Source organism: Natrialba magadii ATCC 43099, from assembly GCF_000025625.1.
Taxonomy (GTDB): domain Archaea; phylum Halobacteriota; class Halobacteria; order Halobacteriales; family Natrialbaceae; genus Natrialba; species Natrialba magadii.
Window position 1 is genome coordinate 2,274,207 of the sequence record NC_013922.1, and the last position, 25,627, is coordinate 2,299,833.

Consider the following 25,627-nt stretch of genomic DNA (forward strand, 5'->3'; position numbering starts at 1 on the left):
AGCATGTCTATTCCGGTCACCGTCCTCAGCGGCGAACTCGGCGCGGGAAAGACGACGTTGCTCTCTGGCCTTCTCGAGTCGGCCGACCGCGATGTCGCAGTGTTGGTCAACGACGTCGGCGCGGTCAACGTCGACGCTGATCTCGTGGAGGCTCGCACCGACCTCGCGACCGGCGAGGAAGTCGTCGCACTCGAGAACGGCTGTATCTGTTGTAGCCTCGGCGGCGAACTCTCGCGGGCGGTGATCCAGCTCTGGAAGGAACACGAGTTCGACCATCTCGTCGTTGAGGCCTCTGGCGTCGGCGAACCCGAGCCGATTGCCCGCCAGTTCGTCCGCGGCCCTGCTGGGGGGCCGTACGACCTCTTTGCTGTCGTCACCGTTGTCGACGCGCGGCGATTCCACGACCGGTTCGCCGACGCCGGTTCCGACGAGGCTCCCGCCGTGCAGGGGCCGGACGACTCCGGAACGCGTCCGCTCGCGGATCTCGTTCTGGCACAGGTCGAGTTCTGCGACCTGCTGGTTGTCAACAAGTGTGATCTCGTTTCCGACGCCGAACGCGAGCGCGTGGTCGCCGTTCTCGAGACGCTTCAGCCCCGCGCCGAGGTCGTGACGACCGAACACGGGGTAATCGATCCTGCCGAGATACTGGCTGTCGAGCGATTCGACCTCGAGGCAGTGACCGACGCGGCGGGCTGGAAGCGGGCGATCGAAGCGGATGAGCGCGGTGACGATCACGCCCACGGCGAGGTGGAACACGATCACTGTGTGGACGACAACGACCATGACGAGTTCCATGCCCATGATCGCCCCGAGCACTCTGAACACAACGAACACCCAGACCACTCTGAACGCAACGAACACGACGACCACGAGGGCGGCCACGACCACACCCACCCGCCCGAACGCTACGGCATCACCGTCGACACCTACCACCGCCGCCGGCCGCTCCATCCCGAACGGTTCGCTGCCTTCCTCGCTGACCTCCCCGACGGCCTCGTGCGCGCGAAGGGACTGTGCTGGATCGCCGGACGCGACAAACAGGCCATCACGATGAGCTACGCCGGCAGTGAGACCGCACTCGAGGTGACGGGCCGCTGGATCGCCAGCTTCTCCGCGGACCGCCAGGAGACGTATCGCCAGGGCCAGCCCAACCTCCCGTGGGACGAGGAGTGGGGCGACCGCGAGACACGACTCGCGTTGATCGGCCGCAACGTCGACCTGGACGACCTCGAGGAACGCCTCGACGAGTGCCTGCTCACCGACGCGGAACTGGACGACGACTGGCTCGAGTACGAGAACGCCGCGCCGACAGGCATGGGCGAGACCACGGTGATTTCGATCGAACCGTAGGATCGAGTGTCGCTGTCTGGTCCAAGTGCTCTCCGAGCACGAGACCCTTAGCGGTCAACGTGAGTGCTACTCTGGACCCGGGTCCGGATCCGGATCCGGGTCTGGATACGCCTGCCGCCAGAGCCCGTGCAGAACGAGGGCGATAAACGGCAGCCCGAAGATGACGTACGGGAGCGCGACAAGCAACGGCCAGGGACCAACGACGACCGCGACGGCACCAATGAGAAGGCCACCGAGCGGGGCAACTGCAATCGCTGCAATCCGTCGATCGATTGGTTGTAACTCGAGTACCGTCCCGCGAATCGGGAGGTCGAGCGCCTCGGCGAAGGCGTCGGCGTCCACGACCGGACCGATCTCTCGCGTCGCTTCGTCGTCGCCCCAGCCCATCTGCGCTTCGAGCGTCCGGGTGTCGTACACGCGATCTGGATACCGGTCGGTGACGAGACGCACGTCGCGGATCTCGTGCAGCGGGATCTGCCACTGAGGTTCCTCGACCCACGTATCGTACGCGACCAGTCGGTCGTCGTATCGGTGGTACTCGAGTGGCGCGTGCGAGAGGATGTGCTCGAGCGTTTTGACGGTCAGATAGCCGGCGAGTGCGGCGAGTGCGAGGAAACTGATGCCGACCGTTAGCGCGACTGCGAAGCCGCCGCTGGCGGTGCCGCCCAGCACGGCGAGGGTGATGAACCAGGCGAGAATCACGATGGCGGTGTAGAACGGTGCAGGCTTCACCAGCGTGTGGAGGATGCCGGTGAGAACCACTGTGGGCGTATGTGTTGAAACGCGAGTGTCTGGTTCGCCATCGGGTACGGAAAGGGGTTCGAGTCTCTCTCCGTTTTCACTGATTTCGTTGGCGGTGGTTTCGCCTGCCTCGCCTGCCTCGCCTGTCTCGTCGGACTCGTCCTCGCCGTCCGGACCGGACAGCCAGCCGGTAAGCCGACCACCACCGCCGTTGGTCGCGCGAAACGCCGACCAGTCGACGAGCAACTTGACGGCGACGAACGCGGCGAGAACGATCGCACCGCTGGCTTCCGCCACGATGAAGAGGACAAAAATCAGGAAGAAGGCCTGCCGCGCTGGCGTTTCGATGACGGCGTACGGCGAGGTCTCCTCGTAGCGTCCGCCGCGGAGATAGTCGCGCCAGGTTTCGATGAGTTGCCCGCTGAGCAGCGCGCCGACGCTGAGCCAGACCTCCGGTCGTGCGAGGGCCTCGTCGATTGCCACCTCGGACAGCAGCGCCACGATGAAGAGTGTCGACCAAACGGTCGCGAACAGCACCGCACCGATGAACGGCACGTTCCGCGGATACACCGGCGGCAGCCAGGATACCAGTCGCACGCTCCCGCGCTTTCGTGCCAGATCCGTATTGCCGATACTGACGACACTCGAGTCCCCGCTACTCTCGTCCCCGTCTTCGTCGTCAGTCTCTAGCTCCTCGACGTTCGGTGGCTTCCCTGCGAACAGTGCTTTCCCCGCGGCGAGTGGGAACGCGAGCAGCACCTCGAGCGCATAGATGACGACCAGCGTCGCGGGATCCCAGCCGAACTCGAGAACACCGACCAGCGGCACCAGATTAGCGAGCAAGATTGGGGCAAAGGACGCGGCGGGTGGGAGTCTACCCGTGGCGTCTCGGGGAGCCATTTACGTGACAGGTTGCTCGAGTGGTAGTAAAACGTTCCGGACGGGCGTCCTGACCTGTGTACTCGCAGACAGCGACGAGTCTCGCAGTGCTCGATCCGGTTCGACGGCATCGGCTACCACTCACAGCGGGCATCACTTGCGCTAACTGCCGCTCGCGTCGACCACCGCTTATGGCACTGCAGTGTTGACGTATACGTATGGCAACCGACCGAGACGATCGGCGCAGCACCGACGACCACGGACACGACGTCATCGATCCCCTCTACGTCGGGATTGTAACGGTCTCGAGTTCACGCGCGCAGGCCGACGACGCTGGGTCCGCACCCGACGACCCCGGCGGTGACACCATCCAGGAGTGCTTCGAAGCCGAGGGCCACGAGGTACAAGAGCGGCTGCTCGTCCGAGACGACTATTCGTCGATCCGGACCGCTGTTCGCGGCCTCGTTGCGCGAGCCGATATCGATGTCGTCGTCACGACCGGCGGGACGGGCGTCACCGCGGACGATGTGTCCCCAGAAGCGACATCGTCGCTGTTCGAGCGGGACCTCCCGGGCTTTGGCGAGCGGTTTCGCGCGCTCTCGTGGGAGGAGATCGGCACGCGGACCATTGCCTCGCGTGCGACCGCTGGCATCGCCGTCGACACACCGGTGTTTTGTATCCCAGGGAGCACCGGCGCGTGTCAGACCGCGTGCGAACAGCTGATCGTCCCCGAGTCGCCCCACCTTGCAGGACTGGCGACGCGTCACCAGGCCGACGGCGAAAATCAGTAGTGTGCTACAGTTGCTCGTGAGTAGACGCTGGAAAATATCTTTCGTGCTCGTGCTCGTGCTCGTGCGACCGACACCGTTGAGTACCCACTCTCGCTAGACCGAACCGACCGATGCCCGACTGTGACTACTGCGATGCATCGTTCGACGACGAGGCGTCCTATCTGGCCCACCTCAGTCGCGACCACGCCGGCGAACTCGGACGAATCGACCGCCGGCGCGTCGCCGCAGCAGGTGAACTCGAGTCCCCCTCGCAGTCACAGTCGGGGCCGGGTGGTAGAGATCCGATTATCGTCTACGGGCTCGCGCTCTCGTTCGTCCTGCTCGTGATCGGCTCGGCTGGCTACATCGTCGCCTCCGGGCTGAGTGAGAGCGGTGAGGTCCACGAACACGGTGAGATCACCGTCAGCGTCGACGGCGAGGCGATCGACTTCGAACAGTCCCAGTACTACTACGAGGAACTCGGCGGGACGTTCCACTTCCACCCGGACGACGGCAACGTCTGGCATATGCACCCTGAACGAGTCACGTTCGGCGAAGCGATGTCCGACATCGAGATGCCGATCACCGACGCTGCGATCAGCATCCACGACACGACCTACGACGACAGCGACGACGGAACGAGCGTCGACATGACGATCAACGACGCTCCTGCCGATCCGAACCAGGAACTCACTGAGGGTGATCACATTCGCATCATCGTCGAAACCGACGAGGGCACCGGGCTGCCTGATGCCGCAACCGAGTCGGAGTCGTAACGACGTCTTCGCCCAGCACGCAGCTGTTCACTTTCACTCCGGTAACCGCAATTTAAATACGATCGGGCGCGAATGGCCGTATGCCTCCCAGTGAAACCAAAGAGGAGGCGTGACACCATGAGCGACGTACGACAGCATGCGGACGACATCCACGACCAGTTTTCGGACCACCTCGACGTGAGCGTCGAGGACGTCGAAGAGCGCCTGGCCACGCTCGTCGACGAGTACAAAGTACCAATGGACGAGGCGCGCCGGAGCGTCACCAACCACTACTTAGAGGAGGCCGGCCTCGACCGCGAGGACCTCTCGAGTGGCTCCAGTGAAGCGGTGAACGTCGAAGACGTCGACGAACCCGAGGAGTGGGTCGACCTCACGGCGAAAGTCATCGAACTCTGGGATCCACGAAGCGACTCCGTCGCGCAGGTCGGCCTGCTCGGCGACCCGACGGGAACGATCAAGTTTACCAAGTGGGCCAAATCAGAACTGCCCGCACTCGAGGAGGGCGGGGTCTACTCGCTCCAGAACGTCGTCACCGACGAGTACCAGGGCCGGTACTCGGTCAAACTCAACAGCACGACGATCATCGAGGAACTCGACGAGGAGCTCGAAGTCGGTGACGACACGAGCGAGATCGAAGGCGCGCTCGTCGACATGCAAAGCGGCAGCGGCCTCATCAAGCGCTGCCCGAAGGAGGACTGCACCAGGGTTCTCCAGAACGGGCGCTGTAACGAACACGGCGAGGTCGAAGGCGAGTTCGACCTCCGGATCAAGGCTGTCGTCGACGACGGACTCGACGCGCACGAGGTCATCTTCGACAAGGAGGCGACGGAGGAGCTAACCGGACTCTCCCTCGAGGAGGCCAAGGACATGGCGATGGACGCACTCGACACGACCGTCGTCGCCGACGAAATCGCGGACGACATCGTCGGCACCTACTACCGCATCGAGGGGCCGACGTTCGGCCGCTACGTGCTCGCAGACGACGTCTCCGAACTCGACGGGCCCGCCGATGCTGAACAGTTGCTGATCAAAGCGAGGTCGATGTAACCATGAGCCAGTCAGAACTCACTCGCGAAGTCGCCCGCCGCGTCTTCGCCTCGGAATTCAACGATTCGACGTACACGTTCAAAGAAAGCGACGACGAGCGCGCGCCGAACTTCGCCCTGCTCCCGACGGGCGACCGCGCAAACCGCGTGTTCATCGTCGGTACTCTCACCGAAACCGAGGACGTCGGCGAGGACAGCGAGTACTGGCGCGGCCGCGTCGTCGATCCGACGGGGACGTTCTTCGTCTACGCCGGGCAGTACCAGCCCGAAGCGGCCTCGATCCTGCGTGAAACCGAGCCGCCAGCGTACGTCTCGGTCGTCGGCAAGCCACGGACCTACGAGACCGAGGACGGCAGCGTCAACGTCTCGGTCCGACCCGAATCGATCGCCGTTGTCGACGCCGCGACCCGCGACCGCTGGGTCGTCGAAACCGCAGAACGCACGCTCGACCGCATTGAGGCCTTCGAGGAGTGGGAAGCCGAACAGGAGGCCCCCGAAAGCGCCTCGACTGCGCCGACGAACGAGTACGCCCAGATGGCCCGCGAGCAGTACGACTCGCCGGTCGTCAACTACCGCAACGACGTGATTCAGGCACTCGAGCAACTCGAGGAGACCGAAGCGACGGCTTGACATCCTCCCCGCGCTGAAGCGCGAGGATTCCCACGTTGGGGTATTGTGGTTTACGACGTGACCTGCTCTTGAGGTGCGAACACACCAGTTTTCTTGTCAAACAAGAACGTCGATGGCTGTACCAACCAGCCGTTACTCCTATCTCCTCCGTCACAGGCGAGACTCGGAGATACTTTCTGTCGGATGTTCTCAGCACCGTCCACATCAGCATTCGCTACCGTGCCGCACTGATCACACACGTACAACCCACGTTGCCTTGTTGAACGCAAGATAGCGTCGGGATAGGGCCGTTCATCTACAGATTCACGGCGTCAGAGACAGCTTTGTGACCGCAGAAGATGCAGTAGCTGTCACTTACGGTGTTTGCTGAACAGTCAGAACTATGGTAGCTAGCATCCTCATGTCGATGACGCCGGCGATGCCTCTCCCGGATACGTCCGGAGAAGGGAGCAGGCGGCGAAGTTCACGCATCCGGTACTCTTGTTCCCACCGGCAGAACGAACTGTAGTGCGGTGCCTCGTTGAGATCGAATACGGCAAGGATACCGGGCATCTCGTTGAGGTAGTCCTCGGTCTCGCGGAGGCTCTTCTCCAGTTCGACGCGGTCCAGAATTAACGCGATCTGCACCCACTTGGCGTACCCGTCCGCGCCGTCGCTCCTACCGGTGTGCGACTCGAAGCGAGTGACGAGTTGGCCCCTCGGGCGGTTCCGCGTCGTCTGCGCCCGTGTCGCCGACAGTTCGGTCTACCGACGACAGATTCTATCGTTACTCACACAAATACATATGAAATATTATATAAATAAATAGTAAGTTCACTAAAACTATATTGTTTCCAATGGTTATGGTGCCCTATGGACAGTATTGAGAAACTTGAGCTGCTCGTTCGGTCTCCCGTCAGGATCCAACTTCTCGAACACCTGTCGGCACAGCCTGCAACGGTGAATCAACTTGAGTCCGAGTTCGACGTTCATCGACGAACGATCATCCGAAACCTCGACAGTCTCGAAACGAGTGGATGGGTCGCTGTTCACCAGCGGAACTATCATCTCACGCCTGCCGTCGAACTGTTTCTAACCGAACTCATCGACGTGTTAGACCGCCTCTCCACCGCATCCCAACTCGCGGCCTTTTTCGAGTACGTTCCACCGGAAGACATCGACATCCCGCTATCTGCATTCAAAGACATCACGGTCGTCAGGAGCGATTCGGATAATCCACACGATCCGTTGATGACGGTGCAAGAAGCCGTTTCGATGGCGTCGACTATTCGAATGGTAATTCCAGTCGTTTCACCGATCTATGCGCAGATATACGCGGAGGCGATTGCCGACAATTCGATCGTCGAAACGGTTCTTACTGCTGGTGCGGCTAAAGCGTTACAAGAAGGCTCCAACCAGAAACTAGACGCGATACTTGATGACTCCGACGCTCGCACGTATCTCGTAGACAGAAAAGTGCCGTACGGATTGCTCATCACGGATCAATCCGTGCTCGTCGGTGGCTACGATGACGGCGTTCTCCGAGTCGTGTTGGAAGGAGACTCCCCACCTTTCAGACAGTGGGCGAGGACGGCATACGCGCACCAACAAGAGGTAGCCAAACAACTGGCGTAAGAACTGTTGTCGCGCGCGATACGAGCGATTTGATTTTTCGTTACCGGATGTCCGGTCACTCGCCGGGTATCCACTCCGGTAGAACTAGGCGAAGTCACCAATCTACAGCGACTGTCGACCTGACAGCGGTTGTCGTTTCAACAGTAAATATCATTATATCCTACTATCTTGATTGTGGAACTGAGATGAGAGATAAAAATCAGCTCAGAAGACGAACTGTACTGAAATCAGTTGGCACTGCAGCGGTCGGCGTCAGTCTCGTCGGCGCGACAGCCGGCTCGGCCGTTGGCTCGAACGACGGTGAGTCAGTGACGTTCACCGCGAATCTCGATGAATACGAGTTTGTCACCGAAGCCTCGCTCACCATCACGGAGCGAGACGGACGGTGGGTCACCCGAGAGTCGATGTCGGTGGAAACACCGAAGGAGACACCGGTCCAGCGGTATAACGTGGGCTTAGAGAGCGACCTTCTCGAGGAACTCGAGGGTGACGCCCACGACGACGAGGTGCCATCGGTTGCTGAACTCAAACACGAAGCGAGCGCCGTTGTCGAGGTGGCAACGCTCGAGATGAGTCCGACGGAGTTCGTCACACAGCGGCCGGGAAGCCCCGTAGACGCCGCGGACGCAGGAACAATGGACGACACGTGGAACGGCCTGCTGATGCCGACCGCCTCGCGGTTCTGTGGCGACCTTGCAACGACGGAACTCAACATCAATTGGGAACATCACGGAACGAACCCCGAAACGATGTACAGCGAGTACCACGATCACATCTTCAATAGCTGGAGCGTAGACGGCGCGGAATGTAACTTCCCGGATTACGATGTCTTCGCCACGACGTGGCACGTCGATAGCGAAAGCGACAGCGCGGGCCAGACCGGCAGCGGCGAAGTGGAGTCCAGCTGCGAAGCGAACTACTACAACACCGACTTCCCGATGCCGTACGCTGGCACTCACTACGCCGACCACACGGCCTCGGTGGACATCTCGTACACTGGCTCGGTCACCCGAGACTGGGACCGAAGCCACTCGGGGAACTACAGTTGGGCCCTGGACAAGCCATCTGTAACCACGTGGTGAGGACCAGAACCCTTACGTTTCGACTGCACAGTATCCCACAACCAATGAGCGACCCAGCGTTCACAACCGAGATTCGACTCCTCTCCCGCTCGAGAGCGGTGTGGATCTGCTGGCTCGCCATCGCGGCGTTACTGGTCGCCGCCGTTTTCGGCGCGTCACCACCGCGGACTGTACAGCCGGTTGACGTTCATCCGATACTGTTCGTGCTGTTCGAGAACGTCGAGTCGACGTACGAAGCCGTTATTCGGACGTACTTCACCGCGCTCCTCTTGCTTCCGCTCGTCGCGTTCGTCCACAGCTACGGCGCGATCGTTGAGGAGCGAGAAACCGGCCGACTCCGGGTAGCGCTCACGATGCCGTGTTCGAGACGACGGCTGTACGGGGCGATACTCGCCGCTCGTTCGGTGACGTTTCTCGTCCCCCTGTTCGTCGCGTTGCTGATCGCCGGTATCGCGCTCGCGTCCGCCGTCGGTGCGAACGCACTTCGGCCATACGGCTACGTCGTCCTCGCGGCGTGCCTACTCGCGCTCGCCTGCGTCAGCATCGGCGTCGCGATTTCGGCAGGAGCGTCAACGAGCAACCGTGCGGTCGGAGCCCTGTTCGTCGTCTACGCCGGACTGTTGGTCATCTACCCGATCGGCCTCCTTCGGTCTCCGCTCCCGTATGGGCTGCTCTTTCTCAACCCGCTTTTTGCGTCGACAGCGCTCATGACGAACGCCAGCCCACACATCGGAATGCCCGGTGCGGTCGATGGCTCAGAGACGGGGATGATCGAGCGGGAGACGATTCCGTTCTACCTTTCGGACCCGTTTCTCGTTCTCGTCTTGCTCGGCTGGACGATCGTAGCGGCGTTGATCGGCCGATGGCTGCTCACCCGAACCGACCTCTAGTCCATGTCAATCGTCACACTCGCCCGAACGGAAGTCCGCATCGCCCGTCGCTCGAGATCGTTCTTCGCGATCGTGAGCGCGCTCGTCGTCGCGTCACTCGTGATCGTCTCCATGATGTCGTCGGACGGTTTCGCCAACACGTACTTTCAGAACTATCGAACGATGACCGGCGTGGCGATCCTCGCGTTGAATCTCGCCAGCCCCTCGTGGATCGTCTTTTCGTTCGTATTTCTGGTTCCGTTACTCGGGCTGTTGTTTGGCTCGAGTACGATCGTCGACGACCGCCGGGCCGGCCGAATTCGCACCGCGCTGTCGACACCCTGCGCTCGACGAGAGGTGCTCCTCGGGAAACTTCTCGGGAGGTTCCTGGTGTTCGCGTTCGCAGTCGTCGTCGCACTCGCCGTCGCCGCCGTCGCGGCGTACGTCCGGTTCGGAATCGTCCCGAACGCAGCCTATCTCAGATTCGTCGCGATGACGATCATCTACGGCTGGCTGTTCGTCACACTCGGCGTGTGTCTCTCGACGCTGTTCGAAACGAAGCGGCGAACGGTTGTCGCGACCGTGGCTATGTACGTGCTGTGTACGCCGTTCGGGTGGAATGTGCTCGTCTCGAGCTTGCCACTCCCCTCGCTCGGGCTCCGAGCGATCGAACCGACGACGGCGTACGCGATCCTCGTCGCCGGCAGCTTCGACGACCTCGAAGCGACCCTCAGGGTAACGACCGCGCTGGGTTCCGACGGCGGCAGAAGCTCGGAGGTGTTTCGAATCTGGTCGACCGTGTCCGAACAGGTGCCGATCTACCTGAGTTCGTGGGGGGCCGCGTTGATTCTCGTCGGCTGGATGCTTCTGGCGACGGCGCTCGCATCCCTCGCGTTCTCACGAACCGAACTGAACCCATGACTGCACTCACCACCACCGATCTGACGAAGCAGTACGAATCGACCACCGCACTCGACGGGCTGTCGCTCACCGTCGACACGGGCACCGTCTTCGGTCTCCTGGGACCGAACGGTTCCGGAAAGTCGACGCTAATCGGCCTGCTATTGGACTTCGTTCGTCCCGACTCGGGCGCGACGACGGTGCTCGGCTACGATTCGCGGGCCGATCCCGTCGAAATCCGCCGACGGACCGGAGTCTTACCCGAAGGGTTCACCGTCTGTCCCCACCTCAGCGGCCGCGAACACCTCGAGTTCTCAGTCGCCATGCACGAGTCCGACGACGATCCGACGGCGCTGCTTGAGCGCGTCGGGCTCGCGGACGCCGCCGACAAACGCGCCGACAGCTACTCGACCGGGATGACGCAGCGGCTGGGGCTGGCGATGGCGCTGGTCGGCGAACCGGAACTGCTCATCCTCGACGAACCGTCGTCCGGTCTCGACCCGAACGGAGTGCGATTGCTTCGAGAAATTATCCGTGCAGAGAACGACCGTGGCGCGACGGTGTTCTTCTCGAGTCACGTCCTCTCGCAGGTCGAAGCTGTCTGCGACGAGGTGGCGATCGTAAACGAGGGTCACCTCGTCGCCGACGGTTCGATCGACGAGCTTCGTACCGCCCATGCGGCGGGCATCAGCCTGACCGTAGAAACGGAAGTCGAACCGCACGCAGAGGCCCTCGAGGCTGTCGAGTCACTCGAGACCGTCGAGTCAGTTTCGACGGCTGGCGAGACGCTGACATGTGCGCTCGTCGAGTCGACGGCGCGGACGGCGGTTCTGACGACGCTCGACGACCACGGCGTCGAAATCGTCGATTTCGAAAGCGAAGCGGCGACGCTCGAGGACGTGTTCGCGCGGGTTGCGGTCGGGACCGAACGCAGCGACGGCACCGACTGAGACGGACTGGTGGAAGCCAGTTCACCTCACTCGCCGAGTTCTCGGAGCGTCTGCTGTACCTGGGCGTACACCTTCGGATGCCTTGTTGAACGCAAGGCAGCGTCAGGGTTGGGGTCGCCAGTCAATCGGCAAGACGCTTATCTCCGAGATCAGCTGAGCGAAACTCTGTCCGGATCCAACCTGACATATCCATGTCACACAACGCTCCGTCTTCGTCCAAATCAGGCCGTCAATTCCGTGAACCTCGTCCCATTTCCTGGTTCCGTTCCACCAATTACAGGGATAGAACTTGTGGGTGAGAGACAGCCCTAAAGGGACGGACTTTCTCCGTGATTCTCCGTAACTGCCAGCGCCGATTCGATTTTTCGGTTGGGAGATGCGACGGTGATAGCGCACCTACACCGAGACTCACAGTCGTGTCGCCACACCGATAGACCGCCAGACCACCACACTGCCGCGCTATCAATCTCCTTCCGTTACCTATCACCGGTCCCACTATACCCACTCGGACGATGTACACGAACCCATGCCCGAGCCGAACGAGTCCACGTCCGAGTCGAACGACACCAGAACCGAGCCGAACACAGACCGCACCGATGACCGACCGCAACTTGTCGGCATCAACCACGTCGCCCTCGAGGTCGGCGACATCGAGGACGCACTCGAGTTCTACGAGTCGCTGTTCGCGTTCGACCTCCGAGGGCGGTCGGAGACCACGGCGTTTCTCGACATGGGCGATCAGTTCATCGCGCTGTCGGAGACCGCCGACGCGGCGGCAACTGGGGACGAGAAACGCCACTTCGGCCTCGTCGTCGACGACCTCGACGCCGCCGAGCGCCGGCTCGACGACCAGGGCGTCGACCGCCTCGACGTGCCGGGACTCGAGTTCCGCGATCCGTGGGGAAATCGCATCCAGCTCGTCGAGTACGGTGAGATTCAGTTCACGAAAGCCGAGCACGTGCGTGAGGGGATGGGTCTCGAGCTCGAGAAATCGGCGGACGCGATTGCCGAACTGGCCGAGAAAGGACTTGAACCGGAGTCGTAAGCGCCCGAGTGTCCGAGCGTGCGACGCCGGGCGACGCCAGGCGACGCCAGGCGACGAGCTGGTCGTTCGAACCGAATTCGATCTTCTTGTCTGACGAATCGTTAAGTGGAATGCCCGGTGAGTAACTGACGAGTACGAATGGGCAACAAGAACAAGACGATCTCGTTTCGCGTCAACGAGGACGCGTTCGACGCGCTCCAGGACATCGCCGAGGAGCGCGACATCTCGCTGTCCGCGGTGTTTCGCGACTACGTCGACCAGCTCGTCGAGCACGACGGACAGGTCGCGGTCGTCCCCGAGCGCGACCTCGAGATCAGATCGGCCGAGGGTGCTGGCAGCAGCGATGGCGACGACGCGGATCTCTCGTTCCCGCCGACCGTCGAGGTCCCGAAGAGTTTCATCCGCGAGCACGAACGACTCGAACTCGAGACCAACCACCTTCGTGAGCAACTCGACGAGTACAAGGCCTACGTCACGCAGCTACAGGATCGACTCGAGGACGAGGAAGACGAGGTGCTGTTGCTCGACGATCTCGACGATTTTGACGACCTCGATGATCTCGATAGCGCGGACGTAGACGATTCCTACCAGCTTCGGTAGGTAGTCAGCAGTTTCGGAGTTGCAACGTTGCGAGTCTGATCCCTACTCGTCAGCCGCTACCGGTAGTTAGTCGAACGCCGGGAGCACATCCTCACCGAACGCCTCGATGAACTCTTCCTGATTCGTGTTGACGTTGTGGAGGTAGACCCGATCAACGTCGAGTTCGAGGTCCTGCTCGATCCACTCGCGATGATCGTCCAGGTCCGCGGAGACCCGAACGTTCGCTTCTACCGCTTCGGCACCGATCTGCGCCCCGAGTTCGTCGTAGTCCTCCGGCGTCCGAAGCTCCTGTGTTACCGTCCCCGGAATACACTGGTTTCGCCACTGTTCAACCGCGCCTTCGAGTGCAGCCTCCTCGTCGCTCGCGTAGGAGTGCTGGGCCTTGAGATACACCGGTTTCTCCGGAGCGTGCTCGCGGAAGGCCTCGACGCGAGCCGCGTCGTCCTCGTGATTTGGCGTCGCGATGGTGATCATGCCGTCGGCCCACTCGGCCAGCCATTCGGCAGTCTCCTCGGATAGCGCCGCCCCAATCAGCGGCGGCGGCGTCTCCGGGCGGGAGTACAGCGTCGCCCGCTCGACATCGACGCGGCCATGGTGGGTCACCTCCTCACCATCCCAGAGGCGACGCATGACCGTCGCACACTCCTCGAGGCGCGCGTTTCGTTCCTCCTTGATCGGCCAGTCTACGCCCGTAATGCCCTCGTTGAGCACCTGCCCGCTGCCGACCGCGAGCCAGAACCGTTCCGGATACATCTCGCGCAGCGTCGCCGCTCCCTGCGCGATGATCGCCGGATGGTAGCGGTAGCCGGGCGCGTTGACCGTCCCGAACGCCAGGTCTGTCGCCTCCAGCGCTGACCCGAGCCACGACCAGACCAGTCCAGATTCGCCTTGCTGCTCGCTCCAGGGATGGAAGTGATCCGAGGCGAGCGCGTGCTCGAAGCCCTGCTCGTCTGCAAGTTGGGCGTACTCGAGTACTTCGCTCGGCGCGAACTGTTCGTGGGAGGCGTGGTAGCCGAGGACGTCGGCTGTCATTGCTGGTCACCTGCACCTGCGGGTGGTGTGGGTCGTGTCCGGTTGTTCTGTGAAACGCGACGGGTGCGACGGCTGGTATACGTGGACCAGCGCCGGCGCGATGGCTGCCGGGGGAGCCGTCCTCGGAGTGAAAGCTGTGGCGACAACACGGTGGTGTCGTCTACGGATGGCTACTTAGTTTCTCGACACGCAGGTGCGCAGGTGCATGAAGACGGATCGCTGTGCGAGCGCGCTACCGCGTGAGGTCCTGCTTCGCCTGTCGAATCTCGTCGCGCTTCTCGTCTGCGCCCTCGACTCGTGCGAGACTTTCGGCGGCCTCGAGCGTCCGCACGCCGCTGTCGAGGAAAGAGAGCACGTCCCCCGAGTAGGCATACACCATGTAGTCGTCGCTCATCACGTCCACGATCGCATCGGGGCCGAGTCCCTGCGCTCGTAACTCGAGTAGGTACTCGATGAACTTGCGCTCGGGACAGCCACAGTACGGGTTGTTGTCACAGTCGCAGTCGAGGAAGTCCTCCGTGAAGTCGAGCACCCGATCCCGGGTCGCGTCGTCGAGCTTCTCGAGTCCCGCGCCCTGGAAGAGCATGTCGAGGGTGGCACCCTTGAACGCGCCCTTGGGGATGTTCGTCTCGAGCTGGGAGCTCAGTTGCCGGTGGTTCTTGACGTAGATCTTGTCGGTGATGGCCACGCGTTGGCGGATATACGACAGCGTGGCCGAAAAACGTCTCGGTCGGCGATTGAAGTTCCGATTCAGACCGGGACTGTGAGTGTCCGCTAACCGCGGTATTCGGTACCACGATCACGTACGCGAGTCGTAACGTATTTCAGGTTAACCGGACCTACATACGTCTGCAAGCGTGTCCGGGTTGGGGTAGTGGTTATCCTTCAGCCTTGTGGAGGCTGAGACGCGGGTTCGATTCTCGCACCCGGACTTTGTTGCCGCGAGCAAATTCGCGAGCGGCGCAAATCCGACCGAGATCGAACCCTGCCAGTCGCAGCGGCCGAACGAAGTGAGGCCGACCGTCTGGCTACGGTTCGATTCTCGCACCCGGACGTTCTTCAGCGTTGTCGCGAACGGAGTGAGCGACTGCTCGGCGCAGCACACTGCTCCGGTGAACAAATCCGTGAACCGACGGACTTCTCAGAGATTCGAATCAGACGAGTCGCGCGCAGCGAGAGCGCGGTCGCTTCGCGACCGTGATTGCGAACAGCGCAGCCGTGAGCGAGCACGTCTCGGCGTGGTTCGATTCTCGCACCCGGACGTTTTTCTCGCGAACACGTCACAGCAGCATCACTGACCTATTTTTACTCACCAACGAACGTGCGCATATGCCACGGATTCCACCTGTCGACCCCAAGGAGTTCCCGGCCGACAAACGTGACCTGCTCGACACACTGTCCGACAAAGACATCCCACCCGAGGAGCGCGGCCACTCACTCGAGGGCGGCACGCTGAACGTCTACCGAACGATGGGCCAGGACCCCGCCTTGCTCGAGCAGTTCCGTGCCTACGGCTCTGCGGTCTGGCGCGAGAGCGGCCTCTCTCCCCACGAACGCGAGTTCGTAATCCTCGCGACGGCGTACTACGCCGACTCGGCCTACGAGTGGCACCAGCACGTCCGCGTCGCACTCGACGAGGGGATGGACCCCGAGCAGATTCTTGCGGTCTCCCGCGAGGAACAGGACCGACTCGAGTACAACCACGCAGCGATTGTCGATTACGTCGCGGCGTTCGTCACAGGAACGGTCGACGACGCGACGCACGACCGGTTGGCGGAGTGCTACGATGACGAGACGATTTTGGGGATTGGAATGCTCTCGGGATGTTATCTCGGCCTCGCGCGACTACTGGACGCGCTCGCGGTCGAGTGTGAAGCGCCGTTCGTTGGCTGGGATCTCGAGAACTGCTGAGGCGGGTTCGGTTCGGTTCGAATCGTGTTGCAATGCGACCGGATCAGTCTGTCCGCCAGACTGGTCGTCCTCCTGTACTTACACCAACATGTGGAAAACCATTATGATACCGATCGGTCATAGGGCACCCCATGGGAGACGATACCATGAACGTCGACCGTCGCGGTGTGCTCCGTGGCGTCGGCGGCGGGGCGATCGTACTGGCGGGACTGGGCGGCGCTGGCAGTGTCAGCGCACAGGATGCAATCACAGTCACGGCGGTCTGGACCGACGACGAGGAAGAAGACTTCCTCGCTGTGGTCGACTACGTCGAGGACGAGACCGACATCGACATCTCGTATGCGCCACGAGACACCGAAACGCTCCTGACAGAGACGCTGATGGACTACGAGGCCGGCATCGCGACGGCGGATATCGTCGTGTTGCCGACCGAGGGACGTGTCCGACGGGACGGCGAAGCGGGGCACCTCGAACCGGTTGGTGACCTGTGGGACGAAGACGAGTACTCGACCGAGCACGCGGTGGTCGAGGCGAACGGCGAGGTCTACGCCGCTCCGTTCGGGATGGACCTCAAGCCGGGCTTCTGGTACCGCCAGTCGTTCTTCGATGAACACGGACTCGAGGAGCCCGAGGATTACGACGCCTTCCTCGACCTCCTCGACGAGATCGACGGCATCGAAGGCGTCGAGGCACCGCTCGCGTCCGGGAACGGCGACGGCTGGCCGCTCAGCGACGTCACGGAGGCGTTTATCCTTCGGCAGGACGACGGCGCACAGCTCCAGCAGGACCTCATCGAGGGCGATGCCGAGTTCACCGACGACCGCGTCGTCACGGCCTTCGAGGAACTACAGGAACTCTTGCAGGCGGGCTACTTCAGCGAGGTCCGTGATTTCGGTGTGCAGTACGAGTTCTTCTGGGAGAACGAGACGCCCCTGTACTTCATGGGGTCGTGGACACCAGCCTTCGGCGCAATCGAGGATCCAGACGACCTCGAGTACTTCATGCTCCCGGGTACCGATGCGATGGTGACCAGCATCAACTGGTTCACCATCCCCGCGTACACGGAGGCGACTGACGCGGCCAGAACCGCCGTCGAGGAAATCATCTCTCCCGACGGTCAGGAAGTCTGGACCGAACGCGGCGGTTTCGTTCCGTCATCGCTCGAGGTGCCGGCAGACGCGTTCGACCACGACATCATGCAGGAACTGTCCGAACACGCTGACGAGGTCGAACTCGTCCCCGACCTCGACGACGCGGTCGGCGATCCGTTCCAGGCCGAGTTCTGGTCGCAACTGCTCGGTCTCTGGGCCGAACCAGACCAGGACGTCACCGGCATCACCGAGTCGCTCGACGGCGTCTTGCAAGAAACCGTTCAGGAGGACGACCCATAGCGTGTCGAAACTCGAGACCGACGGCGGCACCGACACTGATACGACCACCACAGGCACCGACGCCGAGGGGAACACCAGCAGCGGGACCTCCCTCGGTCTCGAGAGCGGACCGAACAACGAGGCCGGACGCGACGCTCACAACGGCGGGGTACTCGAGTCCATCCAGATCGTTGGCCAGGAGATCCGGCGCAGTAGTGCGAACGCCATCGCGGTGGACCTGCTGTACGTGTTCACGATTGGGTTTTTCGCGAGTCTCGCGATTCGTGGGTTCTGGCCGGCGCTGATCGCAGCGTTTCCGATTGCGGTGTTGCTCACGTTCGCCTGGCTCTCTTCACGACTGTTTTTCCTGACGAACGTGCTCGCAATCGTCGTCGCAATCGCAGCGACGAGAGCTGGTTTGTTGGCGCTGTGAACTGCTAAACAGGGTCGCTGTACGAGCTGCCGACACTGGATATCGGGGTAGGGTTGCTGGTAACCGCTCACTGTCAGTCCGCGACCGCGGCAACCATCCCCCGCTTGTAATACCGTTCTAACAGCAGGAACAGGATCACCGGCACGGCCATCGTCATAATCGAGCCAGCGGCGATCATCCCCCACTCGACCTGTGCGCGCCCCGTCATCAGTGGGAGCACCTGTGGCGCGAGATAGAGCTCCGGCGAGCGCATGAACACCAGCGGGAAGAAGAACGCGTTCCAGACCCAGGTAAACTGAATCACCGCTACCGAGACGAGCGCGGGCGTCGACAGCGGCAGGATGATCGTCCGAAAGATCTGGTACCGCGAGGCCCCGTCGATTCGCGCGGCCTCCTCGAGTTCCTCCGGAATTCCGAGCAGATAGTTCCGCAAGAAGAGGACGACCCAGCCCAGCCCCCACCCGATGTGGATCAGGATCAGCCCCATGTAGGTGTCGAACAGCCCGAACTCGCGCAGCGCGTTGTAGTTGCCCATCGCGACGAGTTCGGGCGGTGCGGCCATCACGAGCAGTATCAGGAAGAAGAGTGTCGTCTTCAGCGGGAACTCGAAACGGGCGAAGGGGTACGCCGCCATCACCCCGAGGAGCATCACGATGAGCACGGCTGGAATCGTGACGATGAACGTGTTTCGTAGCGCCCGGCCCATCGGCGCGGTGCTGTAGTCCCAGGCCTGATAGTAGTTCTCGAGTGTGACCGTCATCCCCTCGACGTGCCACCAGCCGCCGATAATCTCCGAGAGCGGCCGGAACGAGGCCATGAACAGGCCGATGAAGGGAACGATCCAGAGGAGCGCGACGGTAATCGCAACGAGATACGTGAGCGCGCGCCTACTCGAGGGGATGGTCTCGGCAATTCGGGTCCGCCAGTCGAGGTCGGCTTCTGGAGCTGTTTCGGGTATCTCCTCGGTTCGCAGGTAGTGATCGCGCTCGCGGTTGCTGGCCGTCTCTGATCCCGTGTCGATGCCGGTCGGTTTGAGTGGGTCGTCGTCTGTCATTTCGATCACCGCATGCGAGCGATGTAGAGTGCGAGTGGGGCGACGATGAACAGCTGGAGCAGTGCGACGACCATCGCCATCCCGTAGTCGATTTCTGGGCGGAACGCGGCCCGGTACACCTCGATCCCGAGCACGGAGTAGGCGTGGTTCGGGCCTCCGGCGGCGCCGCCAGCCGCGTAGACGATGTCGAACATCCGCATCACCCAGATGATGCCCATGATGACGACAACGGCAGTCACTGGTTTGACTAGCGGCCAGATGATGTCCCAGAACCGTCGCCACGCCCCGGCACCGTCGACCTTTGCTGACTCGATCAGTGATGGGTCGATAGCGGACAGCGCCGAACTGTACAGGAGCATACTGAACCCGGTATGGACCCAGATGCCGCCCGCGATGAGGGCGTAGATTGCAACCTGTGGTGACTGGGTCCAGTTACGCACCAGGTGGTCCTGTCCGATCACACGCAGGACCTCGTTGAAGATGCCGGCCTGTGGGTCGTAGACGAACATGAGAACCAGACCGATCACGATCGGTGGGACGGTAAAGCCCGCAAAGACCGTTGACCGAAGGATGCGCCGGCCCTTCAGATCGGCGAACAACAGCGCGAGTGCCAGCCCGAGGAACGTGCTCGCCGGGACGTGCAGGACGACCCAGAGGAGGTTGTGTGTGAGCGCCCCCATCGGATACTGGAGCTCCTGCATATTCGACCAGTTGACGATGAGCGGGTCAGTGAGCGACCGAATCCAGTTGTCGAGGCCGACGAAGTGCTCCATCGTGAAGGTGTCCCACGAATAGAAGCTTCCGATCGCAGAGTAGACGATCGGGCCGACGGAAAAAATCGCAAAGAGCGTCAGCCCGGGAACCAGAAAGACCACGATTGCGATTGCCTTGTCGCGGTCGACGGCCAGTCCGTTCGCTTCGTCGGTGTCTGCGGTGACCGCGTCGAAGTGGTCTCGGAGGCTCATAGCTCTGGTTCCTGTGGTCCGTTAGCCAACCAGTTCGCCGTTCTCGTCGTACAGGTAGGCGTCCTCGTCGTCGAACGTGAGGTAGACGCGCTCGTCGCGCGAGACGGTTCCGTCGGCCAGCTTCGCGTTTACGAGCTGGTCGTTGACGATGACGTTGACGAGGACGTACTCGCCGAGCGGTTCGACGGTGTCGACCTGCCCTTCGATCACGTTCTTGGCTGGCGGGCGCGAGGTCGAGATGGTCAGGTCTTCCGGGCGAACACCCAGTTCGACCTCGCCCTGTACGTCGCTTGCCACGACGCTGGTGGCGCCACTGCCGTCTTCAGCCCCTGACTTCTCGGTTCCGACCGTCTCGTCGCCTGTCTCGCCCACTCGAACCACGTTGTCCAACTCGACAGCCCCTGCCTCACCGAAGTCGATCGAACCGTTCCGACGCGTGCCCTCGAACAGGTTCATCGGTGGCGAGCCGATAAACCGGGCCACCCACGCAGTCCGCGGGCGTTTGTACAGCTCCTGTGGGGGCGCGACCTGCTGGATCGTCCCCTGGTTCATCACCACGACCCGGTCGGCCATGCTCATCGCCTCCTCCTGGTTGTGGGTCACGTAGACGGTCGTGATGTCGAGCTCGTTCTGGAGTCGCTTTAGCTCGACACGCATCTCCTGGCGAAGCTTCGCGTCGAGATTCGAGAGCGGTTCGTCGAGCAAAAACACCGATGGTTCCCTGATAATTGCTCGCGCGAGCGCCACGCGCTGGCGCTGCCCACCCGACAGCGCCGCCGGCTTCTTCTCGACTTGATCTTCGATGTGTAACAACGTGGTGACCTCCTCGACCTTCCGATCACGCTCGTCGGGTGGGACGCCCCGAACCCGCAGCGGATAGCCGATGTTCTCCGCCACAGTCATATGCGGATACAGTGCGTAGTTCTGGAACACCATCGCCACGTTTCGACTGCTCGGCGACCACCCGTCCACTCGTTCGTCACCGAAGTAGATCTCTCCCTTTGAGGGCTGCTCTAGCCCCGCAATCAACCGCAGTGCCGTCGTCTTCCCACAGCCCGACGGGCCGAGAAACACCAGAAACTCGCCATCGGCCACCTCAAGCGTTAGCCGGTAGTTCGCGATGGTCTGCCCACCGTCGAAATACTTGCTAACGTCATCCATGACAATCGATGTCATTGGGGAGTGCGTACGTTCGAATCCTCCATTAATCCCGAACCTACCAGCACGGGCTCTGATACGTCCAGAATGACGGAGTGTCACTGTAGGAACGGTACACGTAGATACTCGTTGAAACTCCTTTGGCTCCGAAATTGCGGCGTCGTCTCGTCCCACTCTTGTCGTGACCTCCAGTCAAATCGATCCAATCGCTACTCGAGACTCGCCGTTCCGCGATAGCACGTCAGAAGGCGAAATCGGTCACTCGGGTGGCTCGATAGTTTGTGGCTCGTTGTCGCCGCAGCCGTGGTCATAAATCGGCTGGACGTCCCGGTCGCGATCCATCGGTTCGTCGATTGTCTCGTGGGTCACGTCCTCGACGACGTAGTGCATGGAGATGTGTGTTAGTTCCTCACCGTGGTCTTCCTCCCAGGTCTCGCACAGGTGTTCGGCGAGTGTTTCGGCCACGATATCGTCAGGACCACCACGTCTGACGCTGCTCATGTAGAAGCGTTCCCGATAGGTATCGAACTGTTTCTGGAGTTCGTCGTATGGTCTTTCATGCGTCAACTGACGCTCATTATTTGCGTCTACCATCTCTCCGTTTTCGGTCTCGGCTGGGAAGACGTAGTATCGGTCAACGGTTCGTGGATGGGGTGCGAAGACGGTCCAGTCGGGCTGGCTGACGCGGATTGCATCGGCCCTGTCGTCGATGCGTTCTTTTGGACCGTCCTCCTCGTCGATGGACTGCGCGACAGGCAGATGCGACAGTGTCGGGACGACGAGGAGGGAAATGATTGCGACGACCAGTACGAGCGTGTAAACGGTGGTTCTGGCACGTCCGAGCGTCTCCGAGTCGACCTGCGCTTTGGGGAACCGAGAGCCAAGCCGTTCGAGCTCGGTTCGGGCGTGGATGAGTCGAGACCGGCCGTGGGTCACAGAGCGAACGAGAGCCTCTAGCCTGTCCCAGACCGGCGCCTGCAAGAACAGGAGCAGGCCAGCAATCGCGACGTACGCGAACGCACCGATCCGAACAGTAATCGCGAACGAGGCGTGCCCGGCGATGAACATGAGGACGAAGAACGTACGTGCGTTCCCCCGGAGGAGGATGAGAAGCCAGGCAAACAACAGCATATAGTACCACGTCAGCCCACCATACTGTAGGAGCGTCGGGAAGTTCCGCATGAAATCCCCGAGAAGGAAGGTCGTATTGTCGAGCCCCATAATGAGCGGGGTGGCCTCCCCACTGGTCCAGAGCTCGGATTCTCGCTTGTGGTAGCCGTTGAGGACATACATGTAGACGACTTGCGCCAGGATGGCCGCGGACGCGAGGCTCGTGATCCCCAATCTGGGCGAGGAGTCAGCGTGGAGGGCGTCGACCGACCAGCGTTCCCCCAGTGGGAGGAACATCGCCCAGAGCAGGAGCATCCGGAAGAGCGTGTCCGCAAAGCTGAGTACCAGCGGGTTGTGGTGATCGAGCGAGACGACCAGGAGAAACGACAGGACGGTCGCAACCCTCGTTTTGTAGCCGATGATCAGTTGGATCGCGATCAGTATCGTGAGGATGAACAACGCCGCGATCACGGTCGAATCCGTCGTGAAGTAGTAGACCGAAATCGCGTTGTCCGCTGCCATCTCCGTGGCCAGTGACTGCGGAACGACGCCTGACTCTGTATAGAAGAACGTGAAGTTCCGGGCACGCAGTAGTACGTCCGCAATGATGAGTAATCCGGCGGCGATACGAAACGCTGCGAGCGCCCGCGTATCGATTCGAACCGCGTCCGGATCGATGTACGTGGACTGACGAAGGAAGCCTCGAACACGCGATGAGAGTGTACGGAGTGAGTGCATACCCGACGTGAAACAGTTCAACCCACAACCGACTGCCTCATATATATTCACTCACCACAGCTGTCCGATTCTCGCGTTTCGAGGATCACTGCCAGACCGCCCGTCGAGCATTCGATTCGCGGTTAACCACGAACGAGACGTACAGCGAATCCGGTTTATACGCTGATTAGGCTCTCTATAGTACCACTGTCCGTCACTGCTTTCCCGAACGACGGACGACGAACGACGGACGACGGACGACGAACGACGAACGACGGACGACGAACGACGAACAACTCGCTACGCTTGTCGTCTTGCTCACGCGAAAAGTGCCGCCTCCCGGATTGTGAACAACGCCCAGAAATGCTCGCTTCGCTACGCCTTTCTGGCCTCGTTCAAATCCGGTCAGAATGCATATTTACGGCTCGCGGTGTTGCTCGCCGCAAAAGTATGCCGCCTCCCGGATTTGAACTACCGAAAGACTCGCTGGCGCTCGTCTTTCGACTTCCCGCTCGCTACACTCGCGGGAACGGGGACAGATCGATCTTCAGTCGAGTCCGACAGCTTCTCGAGTATAACTCGCGTGGAAAAGGGATGCCGCCTCCCGGATTTGAACCGAAATCAGACGTGCTCGCTTCGCTGCGCGCGGCTGATAGGGTTCACAATCCGGTCAGAATGCATATTTACGGCTCGCGGTGTTGCTCGCCGCAAAAGTATGCCGCCTCCCGGATTTGAACCGGGGACAGCTCGATCTTCAGTCGAGTGCTCTCCCAGTCTGAGCTAAGGCGGCTCGCACTCGTAGTTCAGGCCATGGTATAAAAAAGGATTTCGAATTGCATCCGGCCGTTACGTGGTTTCTGTGACAGTGTTCCTCTCACATAACAACCAACTGTAGGGCCCATCACCATCCGTAATGGCAAGGCTACGCCGCAAGAAAGGTCGGTGTAACGGCTGTCTGTTGGATATACAGATATTCAAGACACGTTTTTCCGCACTCGGCGGTAATATCGTGTTATGGGGGCGCTTACCTCGAGCCAATCAGACTACGAACTCTCGGCGGATACTATCCTCGAGTTACTGGCCAACCGTCGGCGTCGGTACCTCCTGTACGCCCTTCGGGGTCAGGACGGGCCGATTGAACTCTCGACACTCGCCGAGCAAGTCGCCGGCTGGGAACACGACGTTCCGCCCGAGGAGGTCGCAAAGAACGAATACAAAAGCGTCTACGTCTCGTCCGTCCAGTGCCACGTCCCGAAACTGGCGGACGCTGGCGTCGTCGACCACGACGAGGACAACCACACCGTGGTCCTCGCGGACAACTTCGAGCAACTCGAGCCGTACCTTCGTATCGTCGTCAAGGACGAACCGGAGAACTCGACGCTGCATACAGCACTCGAGCGGGAAGCCGGCGAGGGCTTCTTCAGCCAGATCAGAGAGAACGTCGCGCGGCTCAAGCAGTGACCACTGCCAACTGATCACAGCCCCCGATTCGGCTCCGTGACGTGTCGCTTTCTCGCTGTTGATAGCGTGTACTCGAGTCGCTGCTGGCTGTAATTTCGTTTCACCCTGTTTTCTCAGCGTGCTGTGAGCTATCGCTGGGTGGGTGGTGATGGAGTGGGGCTCGGGCGGGTTCGAACCTCGCCCAGACGGTTGGCCTCACTTCGTTCGGCCGCTGCGACTGGTCTGGTTCGAATCCGCCACTCGCGTCACAGTGCTGGCGCTCACGAATTGTTCGCGACAGCAATAGTGGGCTCGGGCGGGTTCGAACCGAAATCAGACGTGCTCGCTTCGCTGCGCGCGACTGATAGGGTTCGATCCGCCCTCACGACAGATTTCTGCCGCTCACGAATTGTTCGCGGCAGAAATATGGGCTCGGGCGGGTTCGAACCACGGTCGCAGCAAAGCTGCTCCCTGATTAGAACCCGCCTCGCGCTACGATTCACTCCTCACGTTCGTTCGTCGTAGAATCGTAGTGGGCTCGGGCGGGTTCGAACCACCGACCTCGGCCTTGTAAAGGCCGCGTCATAACCAGCTAGACCACGAGCCCGTATCCGGAACAAGACCCCCCGTCCGAATAACCTTTACTTTCTCGTGTCGCACCGAAGGTATGGTTCTCGAGCGGGTCTGGAAAGGCCTCCTTGCCGTCGCCGTACTCCTGCTCATTGTCATATTGGCCCTCCAGACCGGTCTCATCGCCGACCCATGGGCGGACGACACCCGAACGCTCCACGTGCTCGACGAGGACGACGACCCCAAAGCGATCATCGAAGTCGAACTCGCGGATACGCCGATGGAGCGCTACACCGGGTTGAGCGACCACGACTCTCTGGCGGACGGCGAGGGAATGCTGTTCATCCATGCAAGCGAAGGCGAACGAACCTACGTCATGCGCGACATGGACTTCGACATCGACATCATCTTCATCGACGCCAATCGCGAGATCACGTCGATCGAACACGCCCGCGCGCCAGAGCCGGGCGAGGATGGCGAGGCACTCGAGTACACTGGCCATGGCGAGTGGGTGCTCGAGGTGCCACGGGGCTACGCGAATCAGACTGGGATGGAACCTGGTGACGAGGTTGAACTCGTCGCGGAGTAATCTTCGAACCGATGTGTTTCGATTCG

At 61.3% G+C, this 25,627-nt stretch carries 24 protein-coding genes, 3 tRNA genes and 2 pseudogenes; 18 read left to right on the forward strand and 11 right to left on the reverse strand.

Going from position 1 to position 25,627, the window contains the following annotated elements:
• Positions 1-3: 3 nt before the first annotated feature.
• A complete protein-coding gene (locus NMAG_RS10630) occupies positions 4-1,350 on the forward strand; it encodes a GTP-binding protein (protein WP_004267251.1) in 1,347 nt (448 codons plus the stop codon).
• A gap of 66 nt (positions 1,351-1,416) precedes the next feature.
• Here NMAG_RS10630 and NMAG_RS10635 read toward each other — a convergent pair whose 3' ends face one another.
• Positions 1,417-2,991, reverse strand: coding sequence for a DUF6498-containing protein (locus tag NMAG_RS10635; RefSeq protein ID WP_012996650.1), 1,575 nt, complete (start codon positions 2,989-2,991; stop codon positions 1,417-1,419).
• 197 nt (positions 2,992-3,188) lie between these two features.
• Here NMAG_RS10635 and NMAG_RS10640 point away from each other — a divergent pair, with 197 nt between their 5' ends.
• The 4 genes from NMAG_RS10640 (at position 3,189) to NMAG_RS10655 (ending at position 6,192) form a co-directional block, all read left to right on the forward strand.
• Positions 3,189-3,761, forward strand: coding sequence for a MogA/MoaB family molybdenum cofactor biosynthesis protein (locus NMAG_RS10640; protein ID WP_004267249.1), 573 nt, complete (start codon positions 3,189-3,191; stop codon positions 3,759-3,761).
• A 110-nt stretch (positions 3,762-3,871) separates the two neighbouring features.
• Positions 3,872-4,516 carry a hypothetical protein gene (locus tag NMAG_RS10645; protein ID WP_004267248.1) on the forward strand — a complete coding sequence of 215 codons (645 nt, stop codon included), beginning with the start codon at positions 3,872-3,874 and terminating at the stop codon, positions 4,514-4,516.
• 117 nt (positions 4,517-4,633) lie between these two features.
• The gene (locus NMAG_RS10650) at positions 4,634-5,563 is read left to right on the forward strand and encodes a replication protein A (protein WP_004267247.1); all 930 of its coding nucleotides are present in this window, start codon (positions 4,634-4,636) and stop codon (positions 5,561-5,563) included.
• Between the two features lie 2 nt (positions 5,564-5,565).
• A complete protein-coding gene (locus tag NMAG_RS10655; protein WP_004267246.1) occupies positions 5,566-6,192 on the forward strand; it encodes an RPA family protein in 627 nt (208 codons plus the stop codon).
• A gap of 50 nt (positions 6,193-6,242) precedes the next feature.
• On the opposite strand, the pseudogene NMAG_RS20945 reads toward NMAG_RS10655, so the two are convergent.
• Positions 6,243-6,446, reverse strand: a pseudogene (locus NMAG_RS20945) (RNA-guided endonuclease TnpB family protein); the annotation flags it as partial.
• 193 nt (positions 6,447-6,639) lie between these two features.
• Positions 6,640-6,843: pseudogene (locus tag NMAG_RS10660) on the reverse strand (IS5/IS1182 family transposase); the annotation flags it as partial.
• A 201-nt stretch (positions 6,844-7,044) separates the two neighbouring features.
• Between NMAG_RS10660 and NMAG_RS10665 the strand changes: the two are divergent.
• The 7 genes from NMAG_RS10665 (at position 7,045) to NMAG_RS10695 (ending at position 13,252) form a co-directional block, all read left to right on the forward strand.
• Positions 7,045-7,806 (forward strand): helix-turn-helix transcriptional regulator, encoded by a 762-nt coding sequence (locus NMAG_RS10665; RefSeq protein ID WP_004267244.1) that lies wholly within the window; start codon positions 7,045-7,047, stop codon positions 7,804-7,806.
• 185 nt (positions 7,807-7,991) lie between these two features.
• Positions 7,992-8,888 carry a hypothetical protein gene (locus NMAG_RS10670; RefSeq protein ID WP_004267243.1) on the forward strand — a complete coding sequence of 299 codons (897 nt, stop codon included), beginning with the start codon at positions 7,992-7,994 and terminating at the stop codon, positions 8,886-8,888.
• Between the two features lie 44 nt (positions 8,889-8,932).
• The gene (locus NMAG_RS10675) at positions 8,933-9,778 is read left to right on the forward strand and encodes an ABC transporter permease subunit (protein WP_004267242.1); all 846 of its coding nucleotides are present in this window, start codon (positions 8,933-8,935) and stop codon (positions 9,776-9,778) included.
• A gap of 3 nt (positions 9,779-9,781) precedes the next feature.
• Positions 9,782-10,678, forward strand: a complete 897-nt coding sequence (locus tag NMAG_RS10680) for an ABC transporter permease (RefSeq protein ID WP_004267241.1) — start codon at positions 9,782-9,784, stop codon at positions 10,676-10,678.
• On the forward strand, positions 10,675-11,607 hold the full coding sequence (locus tag NMAG_RS10685; RefSeq protein ID WP_004267240.1) for an ABC transporter ATP-binding protein: 933 nt from the start codon (positions 10,675-10,677) through the stop codon (positions 11,605-11,607). Before NMAG_RS10680 ends, NMAG_RS10685 begins: the two co-directional genes overlap by 4 nt.
• 526 nt (positions 11,608-12,133) lie before the next feature.
• The gene (locus tag NMAG_RS10690) at positions 12,134-12,652 is read left to right on the forward strand and encodes a VOC family protein (protein WP_004267239.1); all 519 of its coding nucleotides are present in this window, start codon (positions 12,134-12,136) and stop codon (positions 12,650-12,652) included.
• Between the two features lie 138 nt (positions 12,653-12,790).
• Positions 12,791-13,252: a CopG family transcriptional regulator gene (locus tag NMAG_RS10695; protein WP_004267238.1), complete on the forward strand. Its 462-nt coding sequence runs from the start codon at positions 12,791-12,793 to the stop codon at positions 13,250-13,252.
• A gap of 66 nt (positions 13,253-13,318) precedes the next feature.
• On the opposite strand, the gene NMAG_RS10700 is transcribed toward NMAG_RS10695, so the two are convergent.
• Together NMAG_RS10700 and NMAG_RS10705 are read right to left on the reverse strand one after the other, a co-directional pair.
• Complete coding sequence (locus NMAG_RS10700) at positions 13,319-14,284, reverse strand: TIGR03885 family FMN-dependent LLM class oxidoreductase (protein WP_004267237.1); 966 nt, start codon at positions 14,282-14,284, stop codon at positions 13,319-13,321.
• Positions 14,285-14,516: 232 nt separating this feature from the next.
• Positions 14,517-14,972 (reverse strand): DUF5814 domain-containing protein, encoded by a 456-nt coding sequence (locus NMAG_RS10705; protein ID WP_004267236.1) that lies wholly within the window; start codon positions 14,970-14,972, stop codon positions 14,517-14,519.
• A gap of 172 nt (positions 14,973-15,144) precedes the next feature.
• Between NMAG_RS10705 and NMAG_RS10710 the strand changes: the two genes are divergently transcribed.
• The 4 genes from NMAG_RS10710 to NMAG_RS10725 all read left to right on the forward strand — a co-directional run bounded on the left by NMAG_RS10710 (position 15,145) and on the right by NMAG_RS10725 (position 17,998).
• A tRNA-His gene (locus NMAG_RS10710) sits at positions 15,145-15,216 on the forward strand.
• Positions 15,217-15,613: 397 nt separating this feature from the next.
• Complete coding sequence (locus NMAG_RS10715; RefSeq protein ID WP_012996651.1) at positions 15,614-16,195, forward strand: carboxymuconolactone decarboxylase family protein; 582 nt, start codon at positions 15,614-15,616, stop codon at positions 16,193-16,195.
• Between the two features lie 131 nt (positions 16,196-16,326).
• Positions 16,327-17,586: an ABC transporter substrate-binding protein gene (locus NMAG_RS10720; RefSeq protein WP_004267234.1), complete on the forward strand. Its 1,260-nt coding sequence runs from the start codon at positions 16,327-16,329 to the stop codon at positions 17,584-17,586.
• A 1-nt stretch (position 17,587) separates the two neighbouring features.
• Positions 17,588-17,998 (forward strand): hypothetical protein, encoded by a 411-nt coding sequence (locus NMAG_RS10725; RefSeq protein WP_004267233.1) that lies wholly within the window; start codon positions 17,588-17,590, stop codon positions 17,996-17,998.
• 73 nt (positions 17,999-18,071) lie between these two features.
• Here NMAG_RS10725 and NMAG_RS10730 read toward each other — a convergent pair whose 3' ends face one another.
• The 5 genes from NMAG_RS10730 to NMAG_RS10750 all read right to left on the reverse strand — a co-directional run bounded on the left by NMAG_RS10730 (position 18,072) and on the right by NMAG_RS10750 (position 23,792).
• A complete protein-coding gene (locus tag NMAG_RS10730; RefSeq protein WP_012996652.1) occupies positions 18,072-19,052 on the reverse strand; it encodes a carbohydrate ABC transporter permease in 981 nt (326 codons plus the stop codon).
• Between the two features lie 5 nt (positions 19,053-19,057).
• Entirely contained in the window at positions 19,058-20,017 is a 960-nt protein-coding gene (locus NMAG_RS10735) for a carbohydrate ABC transporter permease (protein ID WP_004267231.1), read from the reverse strand.
• A gap of 21 nt (positions 20,018-20,038) precedes the next feature.
• On the reverse strand, positions 20,039-21,178 hold the full coding sequence (locus tag NMAG_RS10740; RefSeq protein WP_004267230.1) for an ABC transporter ATP-binding protein: 1,140 nt from the start codon (positions 21,176-21,178) through the stop codon (positions 20,039-20,041).
• Positions 21,179-21,433: 255 nt separating this feature from the next.
• Complete coding sequence (locus tag NMAG_RS10745; protein ID WP_004267229.1) at positions 21,434-23,023, reverse strand: HTTM domain-containing protein; 1,590 nt, start codon at positions 23,021-23,023, stop codon at positions 21,434-21,436.
• Between the two features lie 695 nt (positions 23,024-23,718).
• Positions 23,719-23,792: transfer RNA gene (locus tag NMAG_RS10750), tRNA-Phe, on the reverse strand.
• Between the two features lie 224 nt (positions 23,793-24,016).
• On the opposite strand from NMAG_RS10750, the gene NMAG_RS10755 reads away from it, so the two are divergent.
• Positions 24,017-24,463: a DUF7344 domain-containing protein gene (locus NMAG_RS10755; RefSeq protein WP_004267228.1), complete on the forward strand. Its 447-nt coding sequence runs from the start codon at positions 24,017-24,019 to the stop codon at positions 24,461-24,463.
• Between the two features lie 512 nt (positions 24,464-24,975).
• Here NMAG_RS10755 and NMAG_RS10760 read toward each other — a convergent pair.
• Positions 24,976-25,049 (reverse strand) — tRNA-Val (locus NMAG_RS10760).
• Positions 25,050-25,109: 60 nt separating this feature from the next.
• On the opposite strand from NMAG_RS10760, the gene NMAG_RS10765 reads away from it, so the two are divergent.
• Positions 25,110-25,601: a DUF192 domain-containing protein gene (locus tag NMAG_RS10765; protein WP_004267227.1), complete on the forward strand. Its 492-nt coding sequence runs from the start codon at positions 25,110-25,112 to the stop codon at positions 25,599-25,601.
• The last annotated feature ends 26 nt before the right edge of the window (positions 25,602-25,627 follow it).

Coding starts and splice junctions, on each gene's coding strand:
- NMAG_RS10630 (WP_004267251.1), top strand. CDS start 4: ATGTCTATTCCGGTCACCGTCCTCAGCGGCGAACTCGGCGCGGGAAAG.
- NMAG_RS10635 (WP_012996650.1), bottom strand. CDS start 2,991: ATGGCTCCCCGAGACGCCACGGGTAGACTCCCACCCGCCGCGTCCTTT.
- NMAG_RS10640 (WP_004267249.1), top strand. CDS start 3,189: ATGGCAACCGACCGAGACGATCGGCGCAGCACCGACGACCACGGACAC.
- NMAG_RS10645 (WP_004267248.1), top strand. CDS start 3,872: ATGCCCGACTGTGACTACTGCGATGCATCGTTCGACGACGAGGCGTCC.
- NMAG_RS10650 (WP_004267247.1), top strand. CDS start 4,634: ATGAGCGACGTACGACAGCATGCGGACGACATCCACGACCAGTTTTCG.
- NMAG_RS10655 (WP_004267246.1), top strand. CDS start 5,566: ATGAGCCAGTCAGAACTCACTCGCGAAGTCGCCCGCCGCGTCTTCGCC.
- NMAG_RS10665 (WP_004267244.1), top strand. CDS start 7,045: ATGGACAGTATTGAGAAACTTGAGCTGCTCGTTCGGTCTCCCGTCAGG.
- NMAG_RS10670 (WP_004267243.1), top strand. CDS start 7,992: ATGAGAGATAAAAATCAGCTCAGAAGACGAACTGTACTGAAATCAGTT.
- NMAG_RS10675 (WP_004267242.1), top strand. CDS start 8,933: ATGAGCGACCCAGCGTTCACAACCGAGATTCGACTCCTCTCCCGCTCG.
- NMAG_RS10680 (WP_004267241.1), top strand. CDS start 9,782: ATGTCAATCGTCACACTCGCCCGAACGGAAGTCCGCATCGCCCGTCGC.
- NMAG_RS10685 (WP_004267240.1), top strand. CDS start 10,675: ATGACTGCACTCACCACCACCGATCTGACGAAGCAGTACGAATCGACC.
- NMAG_RS10690 (WP_004267239.1), top strand. CDS start 12,134: ATGCCCGAGCCGAACGAGTCCACGTCCGAGTCGAACGACACCAGAACC.
- NMAG_RS10695 (WP_004267238.1), top strand. CDS start 12,791: ATGGGCAACAAGAACAAGACGATCTCGTTTCGCGTCAACGAGGACGCG.
- NMAG_RS10700 (WP_004267237.1), bottom strand. CDS start 14,284: ATGACAGCCGACGTCCTCGGCTACCACGCCTCCCACGAACAGTTCGCG.
- NMAG_RS10715 (WP_012996651.1), top strand. CDS start 15,614: ATGCCACGGATTCCACCTGTCGACCCCAAGGAGTTCCCGGCCGACAAA.
- NMAG_RS10720 (WP_004267234.1), top strand. CDS start 16,327: ATGGGAGACGATACCATGAACGTCGACCGTCGCGGTGTGCTCCGTGGC.
- NMAG_RS10730 (WP_012996652.1), bottom strand. CDS start 19,052: ATGACAGACGACGACCCACTCAAACCGACCGGCATCGACACGGGATCA.
- NMAG_RS10735 (WP_004267231.1), bottom strand. CDS start 20,017: ATGAGCCTCCGAGACCACTTCGACGCGGTCACCGCAGACACCGACGAA.
- NMAG_RS10740 (WP_004267230.1), bottom strand. CDS start 21,178: ATGGATGACGTTAGCAAGTATTTCGACGGTGGGCAGACCATCGCGAAC.
- NMAG_RS10745 (WP_004267229.1), bottom strand. CDS start 23,023: ATGCACTCACTCCGTACACTCTCATCGCGTGTTCGAGGCTTCCTTCGT.
- NMAG_RS10755 (WP_004267228.1), top strand. CDS start 24,017: ATGGGGGCGCTTACCTCGAGCCAATCAGACTACGAACTCTCGGCGGAT.
- NMAG_RS10765 (WP_004267227.1), top strand. CDS start 25,110: ATGGTTCTCGAGCGGGTCTGGAAAGGCCTCCTTGCCGTCGCCGTACTC.